Genomic DNA, 17,430 nt, shown 5'->3' with positions numbered 1-17,430 from the left:
GCTCCTTAGCTGCCGCGGTAGACGCTGTAGGCCCACGGAGTGACTAGCAGCGGAATGTGATAGTGGCCGCTGGCCTCCAGCGTGAACTCGACCGGCACCCGCCCGAGCATGCCCTTGCCCACCGGACGCCCGGCAAAGTAGTCCCCTATCTGGAACGTCAGGCGGTAGACGCCGGAGTGATCGTCGTCACTCGATGGCGCGTTCTCCAGCAATGGCGCCTCGACACGGCCATCCTGATTGGTGATGCTTCGGGCAACCTGCTGGAAGTTGCCCTGCGCATCCTGGCGCTCCAGGAGAATGGTGACGCCACTGGCGGCGATGCCTTCAGCCTGGTTGAGCACATGCGTGGTAAGTCTGGGCATGGTCATTTCCTTGTGATGGATAGCATGTGACATTGACGCGTTGTCCGTGATGCAGCCGCTGATCCGATCAATGATGCATGGCGCTCGGCATGTCACGGCTCAGGGCTTTGGTGGCATTGCACCGCAGGAGTGCACTCGCCTAATCTGACCTGACGGTCAAGGTGCAGGGGACACGTCTCCCCGGCAGACGCACTGCCTCGAGGGCGAGTCCCGGCTTGTCTGGCGGCGGCATGTGCCTTGCAAGCAATGGATTCTTCACGTCTTTTTCTCTTTTCTTCTCTGGAGCAAGGCACATGCCAATCGAAACCCCGATGGAATATCTGGCAATGCTGGACACCCTCAACGCCCTGCCACCAGAAGCACTTGCTCGTCGTTTGAGCGGCCTCTATGAGCACTCCGACTGGGTAGTGGAACGCGCCGCTGCAGAGCGCCCCTTTGCCAGTACCGAAGCCCTGCTGAGCGCCTGTGCCGAGGCGGTACGCCGAGCAAGCGAGACCGAGCGCCGCCAGTTGATCGACGCCCACCCGGAATTGGCGGCCGGCAAGCTCGAGAGTCTCACGCCCGCCTCTCAAGGCGAACAACGTGGCGCGGGGCTGGACCAGCTCGATAACGCCACCCGCGAACGCTTCCTCAAGGCCAACGCCGACCATCAGGCCCGTCACGGAATCCCCTTCATCATTTGCGTGAAGGGCCATAGCGCCTCAAGCATCCTAGCCGAACTGGAACGACGCCTGCCGCAATCCACCGAGACGGAATTTCAGGAAGCCCTGAATCAGATCGATGCCATTGCCGCAGTGCGACTGCCGGGCCTGCTGGACGCGAGCTAGGCAGCCGCCTTCTGGCCGCCGATGATCAACACGAATATCTGGCGGCCACTGCCTCGATGCTGGCAATCAAGGCCGCCAGTGCTCTGGCGACATCCGCCTCCGTCACCGCCTCCGCAGGGTGGTGACTGATTCCCCGCTCACAGCGCAGGAACAGCATGCCCACCGGGCACAGGTGACTCACCGCCATGGCGTCATGGCCGGCACCGCTGGGCAGCCGGAAAGGCGCCTGTCCGGTAGCGGCGATACCGAGATCCACTGCCTGCATCAACCCTTCATCACAGGCGACGGCATTCGCGGCGTGGGTCTGCTCGCAACGGAAGGTGACGCCGCGACGCTCGGCGATCTGATGGGCCTGTTGCAGCAGCTCCTCCAGCGCCCGGTCACGTTGTGCATCGTCCAGGGCACGGATATCCAGACTCAACGCCGCGGCGCCGGGAATGACATTCACCGCACCGGGACGCAACTCGCAACACCCCACGGTGGCCACCAGTGAGTGATCCGGCATGTCAGCGCGCTTGCCTGTCTGGACCTCACGCGCCAGGGTCTCGACGGCCAGTGTCCACTCTGCCGCGGCACACAGCGCATCCTGACGCAGTGCCATCGGTGTGGTGCCGGCATGGCCGGCCTGACCGGCGAAGTTGACGGCAAAGCGACGTGCCCCAGCGATACCCGTCACGGTGCCCAGCGCCAGATTCTCGGCTTCCAGCACCGGCCCCTGCTCGATGTGCACTTCCAGATAGCCCAGCGGCGGAGTCGCTTGCAGGCTGGCACTGGCCGCCGATTGCCCCGAGAGCCCGAAGGCGGTCAGCGCCTCCCCCAGGCTGATACCCTCCTCATCTTCCAGAAGCTCCCATCCCGGTTGCCAGCTGCCCGCGATGGCATGGCTGCCGAGCAGGGTCGCGCCGAAGCGCGTGCCTTCCTCATCGCCAAAGCCGACCACCTCGAGCGCAAATGGCAAGCCGGCACCCTCCTGTTCAGCACGCTGCTGGAAGTGAGTCAGCGCCGCGACGCCCAGAAGCACGCCCAGAATCCCGTCATAACGACCGGCGTCCGGTACGCTGTCCAGATGGGAGCCGATCACCAGCCGCGGCACCTCGCTCTCGCTGGAGAGCGTTTTCGGGCACCATCGCCCCCACTGATTGCCCGCCCCGTCCTGCCAGCTGTGAAGTCCTGCCGCCTTGAGCCAGGCCTCCGTGGTGGCATTGGCCGCCGCATGCTCAGGCGTCAGATAACGGCGATCGACCCCGCTGTCACTGCGTGAAATCGCCGCCAGGGCATCGCAGGCTGCCAGCACGTCCGCCGCCGTTTCCAGCGGGGCGATGCCCACTGTCGTGCGCGCTCGGGACACATCAATGGTCATGGCCGCTCTCCCGCCGGCTGGTCCTGATGCTCTTGATAAAAGTCCAGCGCCGCGCCGACACCACCGCCGGCGACACACTGGACGCCACCGCGTCGCAGAGTCTGCTCCAGCGCCGCCAGCGTGGTGAGTACCGTGTCGCGACGCGCGTTGTAGCCCATCACGCCGAGGCGCCAGACCTTGCCGTGCAGCGGCCCGAAGCTGGTGCCTATCTCGATGCCGAAATCCTCCAGCATGCTGCGACGCAACCCCTCGCCATCCAGGCCATCCGGAATCCTCACCGCGCTGACGTTGTTCATGCGATGTGCCTGGTCACCGAACAGCGCAAGCCCCAGCCCCTTGAGTCCCTCGACCATCGCCTGACCGTGCAACGCATGTCGCGCGATGGCGTTGTCCATGCCCTCGTTGACCAGCAGTCGCGCACACTCGCGCGCGCCATACAGCATGCTGGTGGCCTCCGTGTGGTGATTGAGGCGCAACTCTCCCCAGTAATCGAGCACCATGGAAAGATCGAAATAGTTGGAGCGAATACGCGCGCCCGGCTCCGCCAGTCGATCGCCCCCACTGCTGATCCCGGCCTCGACGTGCCGACGTGCATGCACCACCTCCACCGCACGCGGCGACAGCGTCAGCGGCGAACTGCCAGACGGACCGGCGAGACATTTCTGCAGGCCAGCGGTGACGGCGTCCAGCCCCCACTCGTCCGTCTTGAGCGGATTGCCCGCCAGCGAGGCCGTGGCATCGCTGTAGAAGAGCACGCCTTCACGGCGACAGATGGCACCGATCTCCTCGAGCGGTTGGCACATGGTGGTCGAGGTATCGCCCTGTACCAGCGCGAGAAGCGTTGGCTGCACCTCGCGAATGGCAGCTTCGATCTGCTCGGGACGAAAGACCTCGCCCCACTCACATTCCAGCGTGTGCACCTGGGCACCGCAGCGCTCGGCAATCTCGCGCAGCAGATGACCGAAACGGCCGAAGATCGGCACCAGTACACGCTCCCCCGGCTGGATCAACGAGACCAGCACCGCCTCGATCCCGGCCCGTGATGTGCCATCGATCAACAGGGTCGCCGCGTTCCGGGTCTCGAAGACGCCGCGATAGAGCTGCATCGTCTCGTTCATGTAATGCGTCATCGCGGGGTCGTACTGGCCGATCAATGGCGCTGACAGCGCACGCAACACACGTGGGTCCGCGTTGATCGGGCCCGGGCCCATCAGGAGGCGCTGCGGGGGATGAATCTGGTCAGGGATCGGTGTCACGTTCGCTCCTTGTGCTTCAGGGCATTGAATGCGGGAAGGTTCGGCGGCTTGCCGAACGCCATGACCAGACTACTGCAACAAGTGCGCCAGAAATCAAAAAATGAAACGGATGTTGAATACTCAGATCCCACCGGCCTGTCCTGACGAAGCCCCGGTCAGACACGTCATGCCGGCCAGGGGACAGGCTCTCCGCTACTGGCCGGGGCTGGCCGGGTCTTCGTCAGGGCCCCAAGCGGGATGCTTCAGGAAGCGTGACGAGTAAACGCCCCCTCAAGATAACGGGATAATCGCTGAAGCGGTCCTCGCCACCTCCCGCTGGCAGTGCACGCCTTGCAGGGAAAGCACCATGAAGGGGCATGCAACGCCTGAATCGGATGCTTGAGCACACCTTTCGTGCGCCCGCTCCCTCCCTCGAGGCTGAACTCACCAAATGAGTCTGTTATACAGGAGGTCACCGGAGGGATGAGCGTCAACTCATCTGACCTGATCATCGCTGCTGGAGAGCCACATGACGCTGGAACAACGCCTGGAACGTGCAATGCAATTGGCCAGAGACGCGGGAGAACGCATGGTGAAAGCGCGCGAGGAGCAAGGGTTCGCGCACCACTACAAGAAAGGCGATGAGCTGGTCACGGACATCGATGTGGCGATCGACACCTTCCTTGCCGAGGCGCTCGAGGCCGAATTCCCTGAAGATGCACGCCTGACCGAGGAGCTATCGCCCGAGCGCGACGTCATCGGCACCAAGGGAGGCCTGTGGGTGATCGACCCCATCGACGGCACCGTCAACTTTGCTCACGGGCTGCGCCATGTGGCCGTCTCCATCGCCTGGTGCGAGCGTGGCAAGATCCAGATGGGAGTGGTTCACGCGCCCTTCCTCGGCGAGACCTTCACCGCCATTCGCGGCAAGGGAGCCTGGATGAATGGCGAGAGCATCACGGTCAGCGAGACCGAAGACATGAGCCGCGCACTGGTCGCGACCGGCTTCCCCTATAACCGGGACAGCCGTCCTCCCCTGCTCAAACGTCTCTCCGCCATGTTGCTGGTATGTCAGGATGTCCGGCGCAATGGCAGCGCCGCGCTGGATCTTTGCGATGTCGCCTGCGGCCGCCTGGATGCCTACTATGAGAGCGTCTCTCCCTGGGACTTTGCGGCGGGCCTGCTGATTGCCCGCGAAGCCGGCGCACGTACCGGTCACCTCTATCGTTGCCCGGACGGCATCCCCGAGGAGCTGTATGGCGAGAATATCGTGGTAGCTTCACCGGCCCTGCATGCACCGCTCAAGCGCCTGCTGGAAGATGCCGATGCCAGTTCCGGCCTGCCCGGGCTTTGAGTCACCCTCCCCCACAATGCAAGAAGCCCCGCCAGTGCGGGGCTTCTTGCATTGTGGGCGTCCCTCAGCGAGACGCTGGGCATCAATCGCCGAGGTTGCCGCCCTTCTTGCTGCGCTTGGCTCCCGACTTCCCAGAGGGCTTGCCGGAAGACTTGTCAGAAGGCTTGCCAGAGGGCTTGCCAGACGATTTCGCGGTGGACGACTTGGCTGTCCTGGCCTTGGAGTCGGTGCTGACCTCCGGCTTGTCCGAGGGCTGAGCGGACTGATTGGCAGTGGACGTGCCAGCGGTCGTGCTCGTCTCAGGCATGCTCGCGTCTGCGTCTGCCTTCCCCTCACCAGCTGCCGGCTCCTTGAGCAGCCCGAGACGCTGGCCGATTTCCTTCCACAACTCTCGGTAGCTTGCCGCCGGAGCACTGTTGCGCGAGAAGACCGGCACCGGCTTGCGCTCGATTCCCATGCGCTCGACGATGCTGGAGTAAGGAATATGCCCACTGAGCTGCAGCGGATGGTCCTGCTTGAGGGACTCTATCACATCCTTGTGCAAGGTCTTGCGACGATCGACCAGCGTGAAGAATGGCCAGACAGGCACATCGAGATCGATCTCGGCCAGATAGGCATTGAGCTGCTCCAGCGTGCGCAGTGACAACACCGTCGGAATCATCGGGACCAGCAGCGTATCAGCGGCCGCGAAGACCTGCTCGGAGAGGGTCGAGATACTCGGGGGGCAATCCAGGATGACGAGGTCGTAATCGTCACGCACCGGCTTCAACACCTTGCGCAGGCGAGAGCGCTTCTCTTCCTCGAGAATGTGATCGAGATTGCGATAGGAGAACTCGGCCGGCAGGACATCCAGATTGCGATAGTCGGTCGCCCGGATCACGCGTGACAGGTTCTGCTTGCCGCTGATCAGCTTCTCGACGCCGCCCTTGAGCTTGGGCTTGGTCCGCACATAGAAAGTCGCGGCGGCTTGAGGGTCCAGATCCCACAACAGCACTCTGAGACCACTGTTGGCAGCGACATACGCGAGGTTGATGGCAGAAGCCGTCTTGCCGACACCGCCCTTGATGCTGTACACCGCCGCGATTTTCATTGCAGATCAACTCCCTGTTTTTCTCAAGGCTACCACATCGTGGCGGCAATTCGAGTACAGGGAGATGTCGGACTGATCAGGCGCCTTCACGCCCGGCGATGAAGCCTCTCGCCAGCAGTTGACGCGTCAACCAGCCAAGCAACAGACCGTACATCGGGAGGAAGAGCAGCAGCGAAATGATCAACTTGATGGCGTAGTCCACCCAGGCGATCTCGACCCAATGTGCCGCCATGAAGACGTCCGGGCCATTGCGAAATGCCACCGAAAAGAAGGCGAAGGTATCGGCGAGATTGCCGAAGAGCGTCGATGCCATGGGCGCGACCCACCAGTGAGCATTGCGACGCAGACGATCAAAGACCTGAATATCCAACAGCTGGCCGATCACATAGGCGATGAAGCTCGCCAGCGCAATGCGTGCCACGACCAGATTGAACTCGCCCAACGCCTCGATCCCGGCAAGGCTGCCGCCATGGAAGATCACCGAGATCATGTAGCTGACCAGCAATGCCGGCAGCATGACCAGCGCGATGATGCGGCGAGCATGTACCTTGCCGAACAGCCGGACGGTCAGGTCAGTGGCCAGGAAGATGAACGGGAAGCTGAAGGCACCCCAGGTGGTATGGAAGCCGAACAGTGTCATCGGCAACTGCACCAGGTAGTTGCTGGCCGTGATGATCAGGATATGAAACAGGGACAGTGCGACGAGCGCACGACGCGATTGACTCGCGGTGAGGAGGAGCATCTGAGGTCCTTTTTGGTTCCAGGCCAACAGCAGGGGTGAGGGAACCCTGACAGACGGCATAACAGCTGACGATTGACGGTATCTCGCGCGATATCTCGCCGTCGAGAACCAGAATGGCCGCGCATCGTATCACGATGCGCGGCCATTGGCATGTCAACTCACGGAGATTCTGACCGGGCGGTCAGGGAGAGGTGGACGCCTCATTCCGCACCGCGGGCTTTCATGGGTGACGCTCATTTCTTCCAGATGGCGGGGTCGACCTTGCCCTTGAGCTCCGGGAACTTCTCGGGGTCGAAGGTCGGCTCCTGACCGGCCTTGTGCTGACGGTCGTAGTCCTTGAAGATCCGGAAGGCCAGCGGCGACAGCAGCAGGATGGCGATCAGGTTGATCAGCGCCATCGCCCCCATCGACAGGTCAGCGAAGTTCCAGATGTTCTTGAGACTGGCGACTGCGCCCAGCATCACCATGCCCAGCACCGCAAAGCGATAGATCATGATGACCGGCTTGGCGTTCTTCTTGCCCGAGATGTACTCGATGTTGGACTCGCCATAAGAGTAGTTCGCCACCAGCGAGGTGAAGGCGAACAGCAGAATGGCGATCGCCACGAAGCCACCCCCCCAGCTGCCGACCTGCGAGGTCAACGCCGCCTGGGTGATCTGGATACCATCCTTGCCGCCATCGTTGCCCAGCGTGCCGCTCATGATGATGATGGCAGCGGTTGCGGTGCAGATGACCAGGGTATCGATGAAGACGCCCAGCATCTGGACGAAGCCCTGGGAAGCCGGGTGCCGGGTGGTTGCCATCGCCGCGGCATTCGGCGCAGAGCCCATACCGGCTTCGTTGGAGAACAGGCCGCGCTTGATGCCGTTCATCATCGCCTGCGCGATGGTGTAGCCGAGCGCACCACCTGCTGCCTGCTCAAGACCGAAGGCGCTGCGGAAGATGGTGCCCAGTGCCGCCGGAAGCTCGGTGATGTTGATCGCCACGACGAATATGGCCAGCAGCAGATAGAGCAGCGCCATGATCGGCACGATCAGCTCGGCGGTCCGCGTGATGCGCTTCATGCCACCGAAGATGATCGGCACCATCACCACGACCAGAATCACGCCCATGATCCACGGCGGCACGCTGAAGGCCTGCTCCATGGCCAGCGCGATGGAGTTGGACTGCACGGAGTTGAAGGCCAGACCGAAGGCGATGATCAGACACACGGAGAACAGGATCGCCATCCAGCGCTGTCCCAGGCCCTTCTCGATGTAGTAGGCCGGGCCACCACGGAAGGTATTGTCATCGTGTGACACCTTGTAGGCCTGGGCCAGGGTGGACTCGATGAAACTGGTGGACATGCCCACCAGTGCCGTCATCCACATCCAGAAGATGGCACCCGGGCCACCCAGGGAAATCGCCACGGCGACACCGGCCAGGTTACCGGTACCGACACGTGCCGCCAGGGAGGTGGCCAGCGCCTGGAAGGAGGAGATCCCGCCTTCGCTACCCTGACGTGAGGTGGCCAGCAGTTTCCACATGTGGCCGAAGTAGCGGAACTGGATGCCCTTGGTCATGACCGTGAAGAAAAGACCCGCTCCGATGAGCAGGTAGATCAATACGCTGCCCCACAGCAGGCCATTGCCTGCATCGATCAACGCCAGAATCGGCGCTGGAATGATGGACGTTGTTTCCGACATGTCGGTCTCGCTTTGGCGGGTTTTTGATCTTGTCGACGCTGCCAGGCGGCGTGAAAAGCCATGGCCTTCCTGCCGCTGGCAGCGAGCAACCACTACGAAAGGGTTGCTCGACATGCTTTGGTGAGCGCCATTCTTCATATCCGACACGGATTAGCAAGAAGAGCATACTGAACATTGGCGTTTCACAGCGGGACTCTAGTGGGGAACCGGCGAAATGTCGGTCTTTTTCACTGCATCCTAGACTTTAGATGCACAAGGCAATGTTTCGCTGTCTGATCCTCTCGGGCATAATGCGCCCCCTTCCCACCTGCAGGCATCGGTCAGCCTGATCCTGCAGGACGTGTTCGGCGCATCAGCGACGCCCTCCCCCAGTTGCGACACCACGACTGCGGCCGGTCGGATGCGCCACATCAGGACGGTGCTCTTCCCTGACGCCCACGCACCCTAACAGCCATTACGGCACCCGGCAGCGCGCATTGTCCCGGCGCCTGCCTTTGAAAACAGGTGATACATGGAACTGACCAGCTACGCGGCGTCCCCGCTTTCGCTGCTCGCCCCGATCATAGCCATCGGCCTCGCAATACTGACACGTCGCGTCATGCTCTCCCTTGGGCTGGGTATTGTCTCTGGCGCTCTGCTGCTGAATGATTTCTCACCGCTCACCACGCTGGATTATCTATGGCGCCAGCTGGTCGCGGTTTTCGTCGAGCTGCCGGACAGCGGTCAACTGGCCGATGTCACGCTCAACAGCTGGAATGTCTATATCCTGCTGTTTCTGCTCGCTCTCGGGGCGATGGTCGGTGTCATCACTCTGGCCGGCGGCACGCGCGCCTTCGGCAACTGGGCGCGTGAACGGGTCACTACCCGTCGCGGCTCGCAGCTGATGACCGTCCTGCTGGGAGTCTTCATCTTCATCGATGACTACTTCAACAGCCTGGCGGTCGGCAACATCTGCCGCCCCCTGACGGATCGCCAGGGCCTGTCGCGGGCTCGTCTGGCCTATCTGATCGACTCCACCGCCGCACCGGTATGCGTGCTGACCCCCATCTCCAGCTGGGGTGCCTACATCATCAGTTTGATCGCCGGAATCCTGGCCACGCACCACATCACCGATGTCAGCCCCTTCGGTGCCTTCCTGGAGCTTTCCGCGCTCAACTATTACGCGATTGCGGCGCTGGTGCTGGTGATCGCCTCGGCCTGGTTCGACATCAACTTCGGTGCCATGCGCCGGCATGCCATCGCCGCGCGTGATGGCGAGCTATTTGACGCCAGCCGTGGCAATCCTCCCGGCAACCCCCATGTCAAAGAGTCGGAATGTGGCCGCCCCGTGGATCTGCTGATTCCGATCATCGTGCTGGTGATCGCCACCTTCTTCATGATCGTGCAGACCGGCGCCAGTGCGCTTGCCGCCAAGGGTGAGGCATTCGGCCTGGTGCGTGCCTTCGAACTGACCGATGTCGCAGGATCGCTGATCATCGGCGGTGCCATCGGCCTGCTCGCCGCCGTGATGATGCTGCTGCGTCACCGCATGGGCACTGGCCGCAGCATCGGTGCCATCGTCCAGGGCGCGCGCTCGATGCTGCCGGCCGTCTATATCCTGGTGTTCGCCTGGATGCTGACCGGCATCATCGGCTCACTCGGCACGGGCGAATACCTGGCGACGCTGGTGGATGGCGTGGTCTCCCCCACCTGGCTTCCGATGTTGCTGTTCGTGCTGTCCGGTCTGATGGCCTTCGCCACCGGCACCAGCTGGGGCACCTTTGGCATCATGCTGCCGATCGCCGGAGACATGGCGGCAGCCACCGAGATCGCGATGATGCTGCCGATGATGGGTGCCGTACTGGCGGGCTCGGTCTTCGGTGACCACTGCTCACCGATTTCCGACACCACCATCCTGTCCTCGACGGGCGCGAGCTGCCATCACATCGATCACGTCATGACCCAGTTGCCCTACGCGCTGCTGGGCGCCTGCATCTCGTTGCTGGCGTACCTGGTGATGGGCCTGACCGACAGCACGCTGTTCGGCTGGCTGAGTCTGGCAGGGCTGCTGGTCGTCAGCATCGCCTGGCTTGCCCGTCGGGAACGCGCCAACCCCGTGGTCGCACGCACCTGATGGACTGATCGCTCCACGCAAGAACACAAGGCCCCCGCCATGATTCATGACGGGGGCCTTGTGTTTGCGGCAGGCGCGATCTGCGCCCAAGCGTTCACTCACCGGCAATGCTCACGTCACTCAAGCACTGCGCGCCTGCCCGGCCAGACCGACGCCTGCCTCGCTCAATGCCTCACGCACATCCTCCAGACTCGCCGGGTCATCGATGGTCGAGGGAATCTGGTACTGCTCTCCCGCGGCGATCTGACGGATCATCTTGCGCAGAATCTTGCCGGAGCGTGTCTTAGGCAGCCGCTCGACGATCAGTACGTCCTTGAGCGAGGCGATCGCCCCTATCTCATCGCGCACACGCTGCGCCAGCGCCTGACGAAGAGCAGATTCGTCACCGCGCCAGGCATCCTTGATGATCACCAGTCCCAGCGGCATCTCGCCCTTGAGCGAATCCTCGATGCCGATCACCGCACATTCCGCCACTGCCTCGTGTGAGCCGAGGACCTGTTCCATTTCCCCGGTGGACAGGCGATGCCCTGCCACATTGATGACATCATCGATGCGCCCCATCACGAAGAGGTAGCCGTCCTCGTCAAGATAGCCGCCGTCTCCCGTCAGATAGTAGCCGGGGTACGCCGCCAGGTAGGCGGCGTGGAAACGCGCGGGATTGTGATAGAGCCCCGTGAGACACCCGGGCGGCAGCGGCTGCTGAATGACCACGTTGCCCTGCACTCCGGGTTCGACCTCATCCCCCAGACCATCGAGCACCTGCACATTGAAACCGGGCAACGGCCAGGTCGCACTGCCCGCGCGTGCCTCGACCGGCGCTCGGGGACCACTCGCCTGCCGAGTGATCATGTCGAGACCGAGCAGATTTCCCGCGACCGGCCAGCCGGTTTCCGTCTGCCACCAGTGATCCACGATCGGCACTGGCAGCAGGTCATTCAACCAATGATAGGTGGGAGGATCGAGTCGCTCCCCCGCCAGGAACAGGCTGCGCAGACTGGACAGGTCACGCCAGGCCATCAGGCTGGCGTCGGGGTCTTCCTTCTTGATGGCTCTGAAGGCGGTCGGTGCCGTGAAGAAGCAGTTGATCCGATACTCCTCGATCAAGCGCCAGAAGGCCCCGGCATCCGGCGTCCTGACCGGCTTGCCTTCATACATGACCGTCGAGGCTCCCATCAGCAACGGGCCATAGACGATATAGGAATGCCCAACGACCCAGCCTATATCGGAGGCTGCCATGAAGGTGTCCCCCGGGCGGGTCCCGTAGAGAATTTCCATGGAATAATGCAGTGCCACGGCGTAGCCGGCGTGATCGCGCACCACGCCCTTGGGCGTCCCGGTGGTGCCTGAGGTATAGAGGATATAGAGCGGCTCGCTTCCCAGCATGCTGACCACTTCCGTGGCCTGGGCATGCGCCAGACATTCCTGCCAATCGTGGTCTCGCGGCCCCAGGGTGGCTCGTTGCTGCTCACGTTGCAGGATCAGGCAGGCCTCTGGCGTATGCGTCGCAAGTTCGATCGCCTCATCCAGCCACGGCTTGTAGGGAATGACACGGTCGACCTCGATGCCACAGGAGGCCGCCAGGATGACCTTGGGCGTCGCATCATCGATCCGTACGGCCAGCTCCTTGGGGGAGAATCCTCCGAAGACCACGGAATGCACCGCCCCCAGGCGTGCGCAGGCCAGCATCGCCATCGCGGCCTCCGCCACCATCGGCATGTAGATGATCACGCGATCACCCTTCTCGACGCCCTTGTCACGCAGGGCACCCGCCAGCCTGGCCACTTCGTCGCGAAGCTCTCGATAGGTGTACTGGCACTTGCTGTCAGTGACGGGAGAGTCCCAGTAGAGCGCCACCTGATCCCCGCGGCCATTGGCCACGTGATGATCCAGCGCGGCATGACAGATATTCATCTCGCCATCAATGAACCAACGGGCGTGCTCCTGGGCATCCCAGGCCAGGATGGTCGCTGGATCACGGAACCAGACGATGCGCCTGGCCTGCTCAGCCCAGAAGTCCTCTGGCGCTTGATTGGCACGCGAGACAAGTGATTCGTAGTGCTCGCGTGCGGATCGCTTGGCGGTCTCAGGCATGGCTTACCTCGTTGACGATGCTGGCACGGGGTTCATGGCATGGCGTTGCCATCAGAAAGCAGTATCACGTCTTACGCGCCTTCGACTCGGGGACTGCGCCTGGAAGATGCCGGCAGCTGGCGACCCCAAGTGTCCCACCACGCTGATGGCAGGTGACGCGCTTGCGCACTATCAGAACCTTAGGCCAAAACCCGACCGTGTGAATGTCAGATGAGGCATCCAACTCTGGTCAGTTTGTCGTATGACGTCATCGACACGCAGTGAAACGAACTACCGTATGTCGACCAGCGTCAGGAAAAGGAAAAGTCCACCCCTGATCAGACCACCCTCGATGATTTATCGTTTAATATTGCCTTGGACGTAGCACGCGGAGTTATTGATGATTCACTAAAACAAGGATACTTCATGCCTGACACCACAAGGACGGCCAATCTGATGATGGAATCCCCCAGACAGCACCGGAGCTCACCAATGAATGCCAAGGTCTCAACCGCGAGGAAACCCGCCATGCCTGCGCAAGATGATGTCATCACGTTACACCAGGCAGGTGATCGCGTGATCGAGGAAGCCACTGCCCTGTTGAAGGCAATGGGCAATGAAAATCGCTTGCGAATTCTCTGCCTGCTCAGTGAAAGCGAAATGTCGGTCAGTGAACTGAATTCACGTCTCGAACTTTCCCAGTCAGCCCTGTCGCAGCATCTGGCCATTCTGCGTCGCGAAGGCATGGTGCGGACTCGCCGGGCGTCACAGACCATCTACTACTCACTGCTGGGCCCGAACGCTGCAGGCGTGATCCGCACGCTTCAACAACTCTATCGCTGAAAAAGGGCGCCAGTCGAAGACTGACGCCCTTGAGGGAAGCCATCGGATCATCCGGTCACGCCATGTCGCGACGCGATGCCATGACCAGGCTGAGCCAGACCCGCAACATCACCAGGTCTCTCGCACCTCCCTCACTCCTCGTTTGACGGATGGCCAGGGAATGGCCGCCATTGCCCACAGACTTGCATTCGTGCAGAGCCTGGCGCCTGCAGATCACGATTCGCGCAGATCCTGTTTTCCGCAGGTCTCGATTCGCGAAGGTCTCAGTGCTGCTGCCAGCGTGACTCGACATTGCGCTCCAGCACGCGGTCAAGCACACGATCCAGACTCAGCGTCATCCCCTTCCCGAATCGATCCATCATGCGACGCGGCTTTTCAAGACTGACTTCAAATATCTTGAGATCCTGCTTGAGATAGCCGGCCAGCAGCGCCTGACTTGTGCCCACCTCATCGATCAGACCGATCGCGATCGCCTCGCTGCCATACCAGATGTCCCCTTGTGACACGGCCTCCACATCCAGTTGCGGACGACGGCTACCGACGTGCTGCTTGAACAGATCATGGGTGCGTGCCAGGTCAGACAGGAACTTTTCACGCCCTTCTTCCGTATTCTCCCCCAGCATCGTCAGCGTTCGCTTGTAACGCCCAGCCGTCAGGATCTCCACATCGACATCGTGCTTCTTGAGAAGACGGTGCACATTGGGCACCTGTGCTACGACGCCGATGGACCCTATCACGGCAAACGGCGCCGCCACGACGTGATCAGCGGCACACGCCATCATGTACCCGCCACTCGCGGCCACCTTGTCGACGGTAATCGTCAGACGCGCTCCTGCCGCACGCAGACGATCCAGCTGTGCGGCGGCCAGACCGTAGGCGTGCACCAGGCCACCACCAGACTCCAGTCGCAGTACCACTTCATCCTTGTCGGTCAGCACGCCTTCCAGCGCGGTGACCTGCTCGGCGAGGCTTTCCACTCCCGTCGCCTTGATATCGCCGACGAAATCGAGCACGAACACCCGACGCCCGGCAGTGGAGTCCTGATCCTGAACGTCATCTGAAGGCTTGCGCTTCGCCTTGGCCTTGAGCGCCTTCTTAAGAGACTTGGCCTCCTGCTTCTCCTTCTTGGCGCGTGCCTTGGCACTGGCGGTGCGCTCGGCATCTTCCAACCCGGCCTGCCCCAATTCCCGCTGGAGGTGCTGCATGCGCTCATGCCAGGGGCGAATCTTGAGGCGAGCCTCGCGCTCAACACTGTCCCCGTGACGGGCACGCACGATCATGAGGATGATTGCCCCAATGGCCACCACCACCGTGACTGCCTCGGCGAGAAAGAGGCCATATTCCGATAACCATTGCATGCACTTGCTCCTGAACGACATGGATGTCGTCGGACACCGCGACCTGCACGGATCTGTCTGACGGACAACGACTTTAGCGGCCACCAGGCCAGCTGTGAGATTCCTGCTACATGGGGGCAAATGACCCTCTCTGCAAGGCGAGCACGGCGCTGCGAGACAGGGTGGCACAACGCCGGTTGATCCGGTCAGCGCAAGGGCCGCTGCAACGGAAGAGATCATCTTCGGCGCTTGATTGGAACGATCGTTTGAAATAGTCTGATGCACAGCCTTGAAAGTGCTGACCCCCATATCCACTTTCCCAGCCTTCACCATTGAAAAGGAATAATGCCATGGCAGACGCTAACGCCGTCATCGAGATGCTGAAAAGTCGCTTCAACCCGGACGCCGCCAAGGGCATGAACGACGTCTTCCAGTTCAACATCACCGACAGTGATGACTACTACATGGTCGTCAAGGATGGCACCCTGGACGTGGGCGAAGGGGAGCACGACGACCCGTCCGTCACGTTGTCCACTGACAGTGATACCCTCAAGGGCGTGATGAAGGGCGAAGTCGACGGCATGCAGGCCTTCATGACGGGCCGCCTGAAAGCGACCGGCAACATCATGCTGGCCACCAAGCTGACCTCTCTCTTCCCGAACAAGTGACGGCAGAACAGCGGATGCGACCTCTGCTGATCGGTATCGCTCGATGAGCGATACCGTCAATGAAAACGCCCCTGCCATTGGCAGGGGCGTTTTCATTGACAGCCCGAAGTGCCAGGCGTCAGCGGCCGCTGGCCACCGAGCGCAGGAAGTTGTCGATCAAGGCATGCGAGATCGAGAACTTCGGCGGCAAGCCAGGCAAGGATTCAGGTGTGAACCACTGGGCATCCTCTATCTCATGGCCATCAATGGCGATCTCTCCGCCCGCATATTCGGCGTAGTATCCCAACATGAAGGAGTGAGGAAATGGCCAGGATTGGCTCTGGAAGTAACTCACGCGCCCGACCTCGACACCCACCTCCTCCAGGACCTCGCGCCTCACCGCTTCCTCGGCGCTTTCCCCGGCTTCGATGAAACCGGCCAGGGTCGAGTACATGCCGGGCCCGAAACGCGGACTGCGTGCCAGCAGCAACTCACGCCCACGCGTGATCAGCGTGATGATGCAGGGTGAGATCCGCGGATAGCTGCGATGCTGACAGCCGGTACAGTGCATCGCGAACTCATGTTCCAGACGTTTCATTCGCTTGCCACAACGTCCACAGAAACGATGGTCCCGCGCCCACTTGAGCACCTGCAGGGCACTTGAGAGCAGCGGGAACTGCTCTCTGGGCAGTGAATGCAACCATTGCCGAGCGCCTGGCCACTCGGAAGAACCATTCTCGCCAAGCACGGCGATCGGCGCCCCCTGCCACTCTCCCAGTGCAATCGCGCCGGATGGCCAGTCGCATGGCGGTTGAATGATGCCGCCATCGGGCGCCGGGGCGACCCCGTCGCGCCCGATGCGAATCAGGTACCCCTGACGCTGGTTCACTCGTGACAGATCACGTATCAGCATCAGACAGCGCCTCCCGGGTTGCCTCTGCCGTCAAGGCTGCCCAGCGCGTCGATCGCCACCTTGTCAAAGGCACATTCTGTCTTGGCACGAATTTCCTCGCACCAGGCAGCATGGCGCTTAAGCTCCAGCGCCGAGAGCCCGGGCGTGACCAGACGCGGGCGGTCCGCCCGAAGGCGACGCACCCCGACAATGCCGCCCTCTCCCTCATCGCCATCGTCTATGTCGTCCAGCCCGAGCGCCGTCTGACCGCCGGTCATCGCCAGATAGACGTCGCCGAGGATCTCCGCATCCAGCAAGGCACCGTGCAGCACGCGGTGCCCATTGTCGATATCGTAGCGCTTGCACAGCGCATCCAGGTTGTTGCGCTGACCGGGGTGCTTCTCGCGGGCGAGCTTCAGGGTATCGAGGATCGCGCAGTGTTCCGCCACCGGCCCCAACGGCTGGCTACGCCGTGGATTGATCAGGCCGAATTCATGATCAATGAAGCCGACGTCAAAGGGCGCGTTGTGAATGACGAGCTGGGCGCCCTTGATGAACTCCCAGAAGGCATCCGCCACGTCCGCGAAGACCGGCTCATTGGCTACCCGTTCATCGGTGATGCCGTGGACGCCGATCGCCTCTTCATCGATCAATCGTTCCGGATTGATGTACTGGTGATAAGTGCGCCCCGTCAAACGGCGATTGATCATCTCCACCGCACCGATCTCGATCAGACGGTGGCCTTCCTTCGGGTCGATACCGGTCGTTTCGGTATCGAGAATAATCTGACGCATCTCAGACCTCTTGGTGAACGGGACCTGGTGAACGGGTCCGGGTGAACTTGGCTCTGAAGACACTGGTCCTGATGTATCC

15 protein-coding genes are annotated in these 17,430 nt (G+C 61.8%); 5 read left to right on the top strand and 10 right to left on the bottom strand.

Features of this window, described 5'->3' with window-relative positions; translation table 11 throughout:
- Window positions 1-5: 5 nt before the first annotated feature.
- Entirely contained in the window at window positions 6-362 is a 357-nt protein-coding gene (uraH, locus tag ACZYGA_RS06595; protein WP_136937878.1) for a hydroxyisourate hydrolase, read from the bottom strand.
- A 293-nt stretch (window positions 363-655) separates the two neighbouring features.
- Here uraH and uraD point away from each other — a divergent pair, with 293 nt between their 5' ends.
- Window positions 656-1,189, top strand: coding sequence for a 2-oxo-4-hydroxy-4-carboxy-5-ureidoimidazoline decarboxylase (gene uraD, locus ACZYGA_RS06590; RefSeq protein ID WP_404625419.1), 534 nt, complete (start codon window positions 656-658; stop codon window positions 1,187-1,189).
- Between the two features lie 25 nt (window positions 1,190-1,214).
- Here uraD and ACZYGA_RS06585 read toward each other — a convergent pair whose 3' ends face one another.
- Together ACZYGA_RS06585 and ACZYGA_RS06580 are read right to left on the bottom strand one after the other, a co-directional pair.
- On the bottom strand, window positions 1,215-2,549 hold the full coding sequence (locus tag ACZYGA_RS06585; RefSeq protein ID WP_479398656.1) for an allantoate amidohydrolase: 1,335 nt from the start codon (window positions 2,547-2,549) through the stop codon (window positions 1,215-1,217).
- The gene (locus ACZYGA_RS06580) at window positions 2,546-3,805 is read right to left on the bottom strand and encodes a pyridoxal-phosphate-dependent aminotransferase family protein (protein WP_255304417.1); all 1,260 of its coding nucleotides are present in this window, start codon (window positions 3,803-3,805) and stop codon (window positions 2,546-2,548) included. The genes ACZYGA_RS06585 and ACZYGA_RS06580 overlap by 4 nt, the downstream gene beginning before the upstream one ends.
- Before the next feature lie 508 nt (window positions 3,806-4,313).
- On the opposite strand from ACZYGA_RS06580, the gene ACZYGA_RS06575 reads away from it, so the two are divergent.
- The gene (locus ACZYGA_RS06575) at window positions 4,314-5,138 is read left to right on the top strand and encodes an inositol monophosphatase family protein (protein ID WP_404625415.1); all 825 of its coding nucleotides are present in this window, start codon (window positions 4,314-4,316) and stop codon (window positions 5,136-5,138) included.
- Window positions 5,139-5,220: 82 nt separating this feature from the next.
- Here the strand turns inward: ACZYGA_RS06575 and ACZYGA_RS06570 are convergent, their stop codons facing one another.
- The 3 genes from ACZYGA_RS06570 to ACZYGA_RS06560 all read right to left on the bottom strand — a co-directional run bounded on the left by ACZYGA_RS06570 (window position 5,221) and on the right by ACZYGA_RS06560 (window position 8,655).
- On the bottom strand, window positions 5,221-6,228 hold the full coding sequence (locus ACZYGA_RS06570; protein ID WP_404625414.1) for a ParA family protein: 1,008 nt from the start codon (window positions 6,226-6,228) through the stop codon (window positions 5,221-5,223).
- A gap of 76 nt (window positions 6,229-6,304) precedes the next feature.
- Window positions 6,305-6,970, bottom strand: a complete 666-nt coding sequence (locus tag ACZYGA_RS06565; RefSeq protein WP_077376751.1) for a 7-cyano-7-deazaguanine/7-aminomethyl-7-deazaguanine transporter — start codon at window positions 6,968-6,970, stop codon at window positions 6,305-6,307.
- Between the two features lie 233 nt (window positions 6,971-7,203).
- Entirely contained in the window at window positions 7,204-8,655 is a 1,452-nt protein-coding gene (locus tag ACZYGA_RS06560) for an alanine/glycine:cation symporter family protein (protein ID WP_404625412.1), read from the bottom strand.
- 511 nt (window positions 8,656-9,166) lie between these two features.
- Between ACZYGA_RS06560 and ACZYGA_RS06555 the strand changes: the two genes are divergently transcribed.
- Complete coding sequence (locus ACZYGA_RS06555; protein ID WP_404625410.1) at window positions 9,167-10,768, top strand: Na+/H+ antiporter NhaC family protein; 1,602 nt, start codon at window positions 9,167-9,169, stop codon at window positions 10,766-10,768.
- 120 nt (window positions 10,769-10,888) lie between these two features.
- On the opposite strand, the gene ACZYGA_RS06550 is transcribed toward ACZYGA_RS06555, so the two are convergent.
- Window positions 10,889-12,859, bottom strand: coding sequence for an AMP-binding protein (locus tag ACZYGA_RS06550; RefSeq protein WP_479398654.1), 1,971 nt, complete (start codon window positions 12,857-12,859; stop codon window positions 10,889-10,891).
- Window positions 12,860-13,366: 507 nt separating this feature from the next.
- On the opposite strand from ACZYGA_RS06550, the gene ACZYGA_RS06545 reads away from it, so the two are divergent.
- Complete coding sequence (locus ACZYGA_RS06545; RefSeq protein ID WP_077376763.1) at window positions 13,367-13,681, top strand: ArsR/SmtB family transcription factor; 315 nt, start codon at window positions 13,367-13,369, stop codon at window positions 13,679-13,681.
- A gap of 263 nt (window positions 13,682-13,944) precedes the next feature.
- On the opposite strand, the gene sohB is transcribed toward ACZYGA_RS06545, so the two are convergent.
- Window positions 13,945-15,039 (bottom strand): protease SohB, encoded by a 1,095-nt coding sequence (sohB, locus tag ACZYGA_RS06540; protein WP_404625406.1) that lies wholly within the window; start codon window positions 15,037-15,039, stop codon window positions 13,945-13,947.
- A gap of 329 nt (window positions 15,040-15,368) precedes the next feature.
- Between sohB and ACZYGA_RS06535 the strand changes: the two genes are divergently transcribed.
- Window positions 15,369-15,686 carry an SCP2 sterol-binding domain-containing protein gene (locus ACZYGA_RS06535; protein WP_077376768.1) on the top strand — a complete coding sequence of 106 codons (318 nt, stop codon included), beginning with the start codon at window positions 15,369-15,371 and terminating at the stop codon, window positions 15,684-15,686.
- 118 nt (window positions 15,687-15,804) lie between these two features.
- Here ACZYGA_RS06535 and nudC read toward each other — a convergent pair whose 3' ends face one another.
- Window positions 15,805-16,578, bottom strand: a complete 774-nt coding sequence (gene nudC, locus ACZYGA_RS06530) for an NAD(+) diphosphatase (protein WP_077376771.1) — start codon at window positions 16,576-16,578, stop codon at window positions 15,805-15,807.
- A complete protein-coding gene (gene dnaQ / locus ACZYGA_RS06525; RefSeq protein ID WP_404625404.1) occupies window positions 16,578-17,351 on the bottom strand; it encodes a DNA polymerase III subunit epsilon in 774 nt (257 codons plus the stop codon). Before dnaQ ends, nudC begins: the two co-directional genes overlap by 1 nt.
- Between the last annotated feature and the right edge of the window lie 79 nt (window positions 17,352-17,430).

This window comes from Cobetia sp. BL01 (assembly GCF_056493605.1).
Note: the sequence above shows the minus strand (reverse complement) of the source record. Positions and strands in the feature narration are given on the sequence as shown.

What these genes read in the sequence shown, in the direction of transcription:
- ACZYGA_RS06560 (WP_404625412.1), bottom strand. Translation starts at nt 8,655, where the DNA reads ATGTCGGAAACAACGTCCATCATTCCAGCGCCGATTCTGGCGTTGATC.
- ACZYGA_RS06565 (WP_077376751.1), bottom strand. Translation starts at nt 6,970, where the DNA reads ATGCTCCTCCTCACCGCGAGTCAATCGCGTCGTGCGCTCGTCGCACTG.
- nudC (WP_077376771.1), bottom strand. Translation starts at nt 16,578, where the DNA reads ATGCTGATACGTGATCTGTCACGAGTGAACCAGCGTCAGGGGTACCTG.
- ACZYGA_RS06550 (WP_479398654.1), bottom strand. Translation starts at nt 12,859, where the DNA reads ATGCCTGAGACCGCCAAGCGATCCGCACGCGAGCACTACGAATCACTT.
- ACZYGA_RS06535 (WP_077376768.1), top strand. Translation starts at nt 15,369, where the DNA reads ATGGCAGACGCTAACGCCGTCATCGAGATGCTGAAAAGTCGCTTCAAC.
- ACZYGA_RS06575 (WP_404625415.1), top strand. Translation starts at nt 4,314, where the DNA reads ATGACGCTGGAACAACGCCTGGAACGTGCAATGCAATTGGCCAGAGAC.
- dnaQ (WP_404625404.1), bottom strand. Translation starts at nt 17,351, where the DNA reads ATGCGTCAGATTATTCTCGATACCGAAACGACCGGTATCGACCCGAAG.
- ACZYGA_RS06555 (WP_404625410.1), top strand. Translation starts at nt 9,167, where the DNA reads ATGGAACTGACCAGCTACGCGGCGTCCCCGCTTTCGCTGCTCGCCCCG.
- uraH (WP_136937878.1), bottom strand. Translation starts at nt 362, where the DNA reads ATGCCCAGACTTACCACGCATGTGCTCAACCAGGCTGAAGGCATCGCC.
- sohB (WP_404625406.1), bottom strand. Translation starts at nt 15,039, where the DNA reads ATGCAATGGTTATCGGAATATGGCCTCTTTCTCGCCGAGGCAGTCACG.
- ACZYGA_RS06585 (WP_479398656.1), bottom strand. Translation starts at nt 2,549, where the DNA reads ATGACCATTGATGTGTCCCGAGCGCGCACGACAGTGGGCATCGCCCCG.
- uraD (WP_404625419.1), top strand. Translation starts at nt 656, where the DNA reads ATGCCAATCGAAACCCCGATGGAATATCTGGCAATGCTGGACACCCTC.
- ACZYGA_RS06570 (WP_404625414.1), bottom strand. Translation starts at nt 6,228, where the DNA reads ATGAAAATCGCGGCGGTGTACAGCATCAAGGGCGGTGTCGGCAAGACG.
- ACZYGA_RS06545 (WP_077376763.1), top strand. Translation starts at nt 13,367, where the DNA reads ATGCCTGCGCAAGATGATGTCATCACGTTACACCAGGCAGGTGATCGC.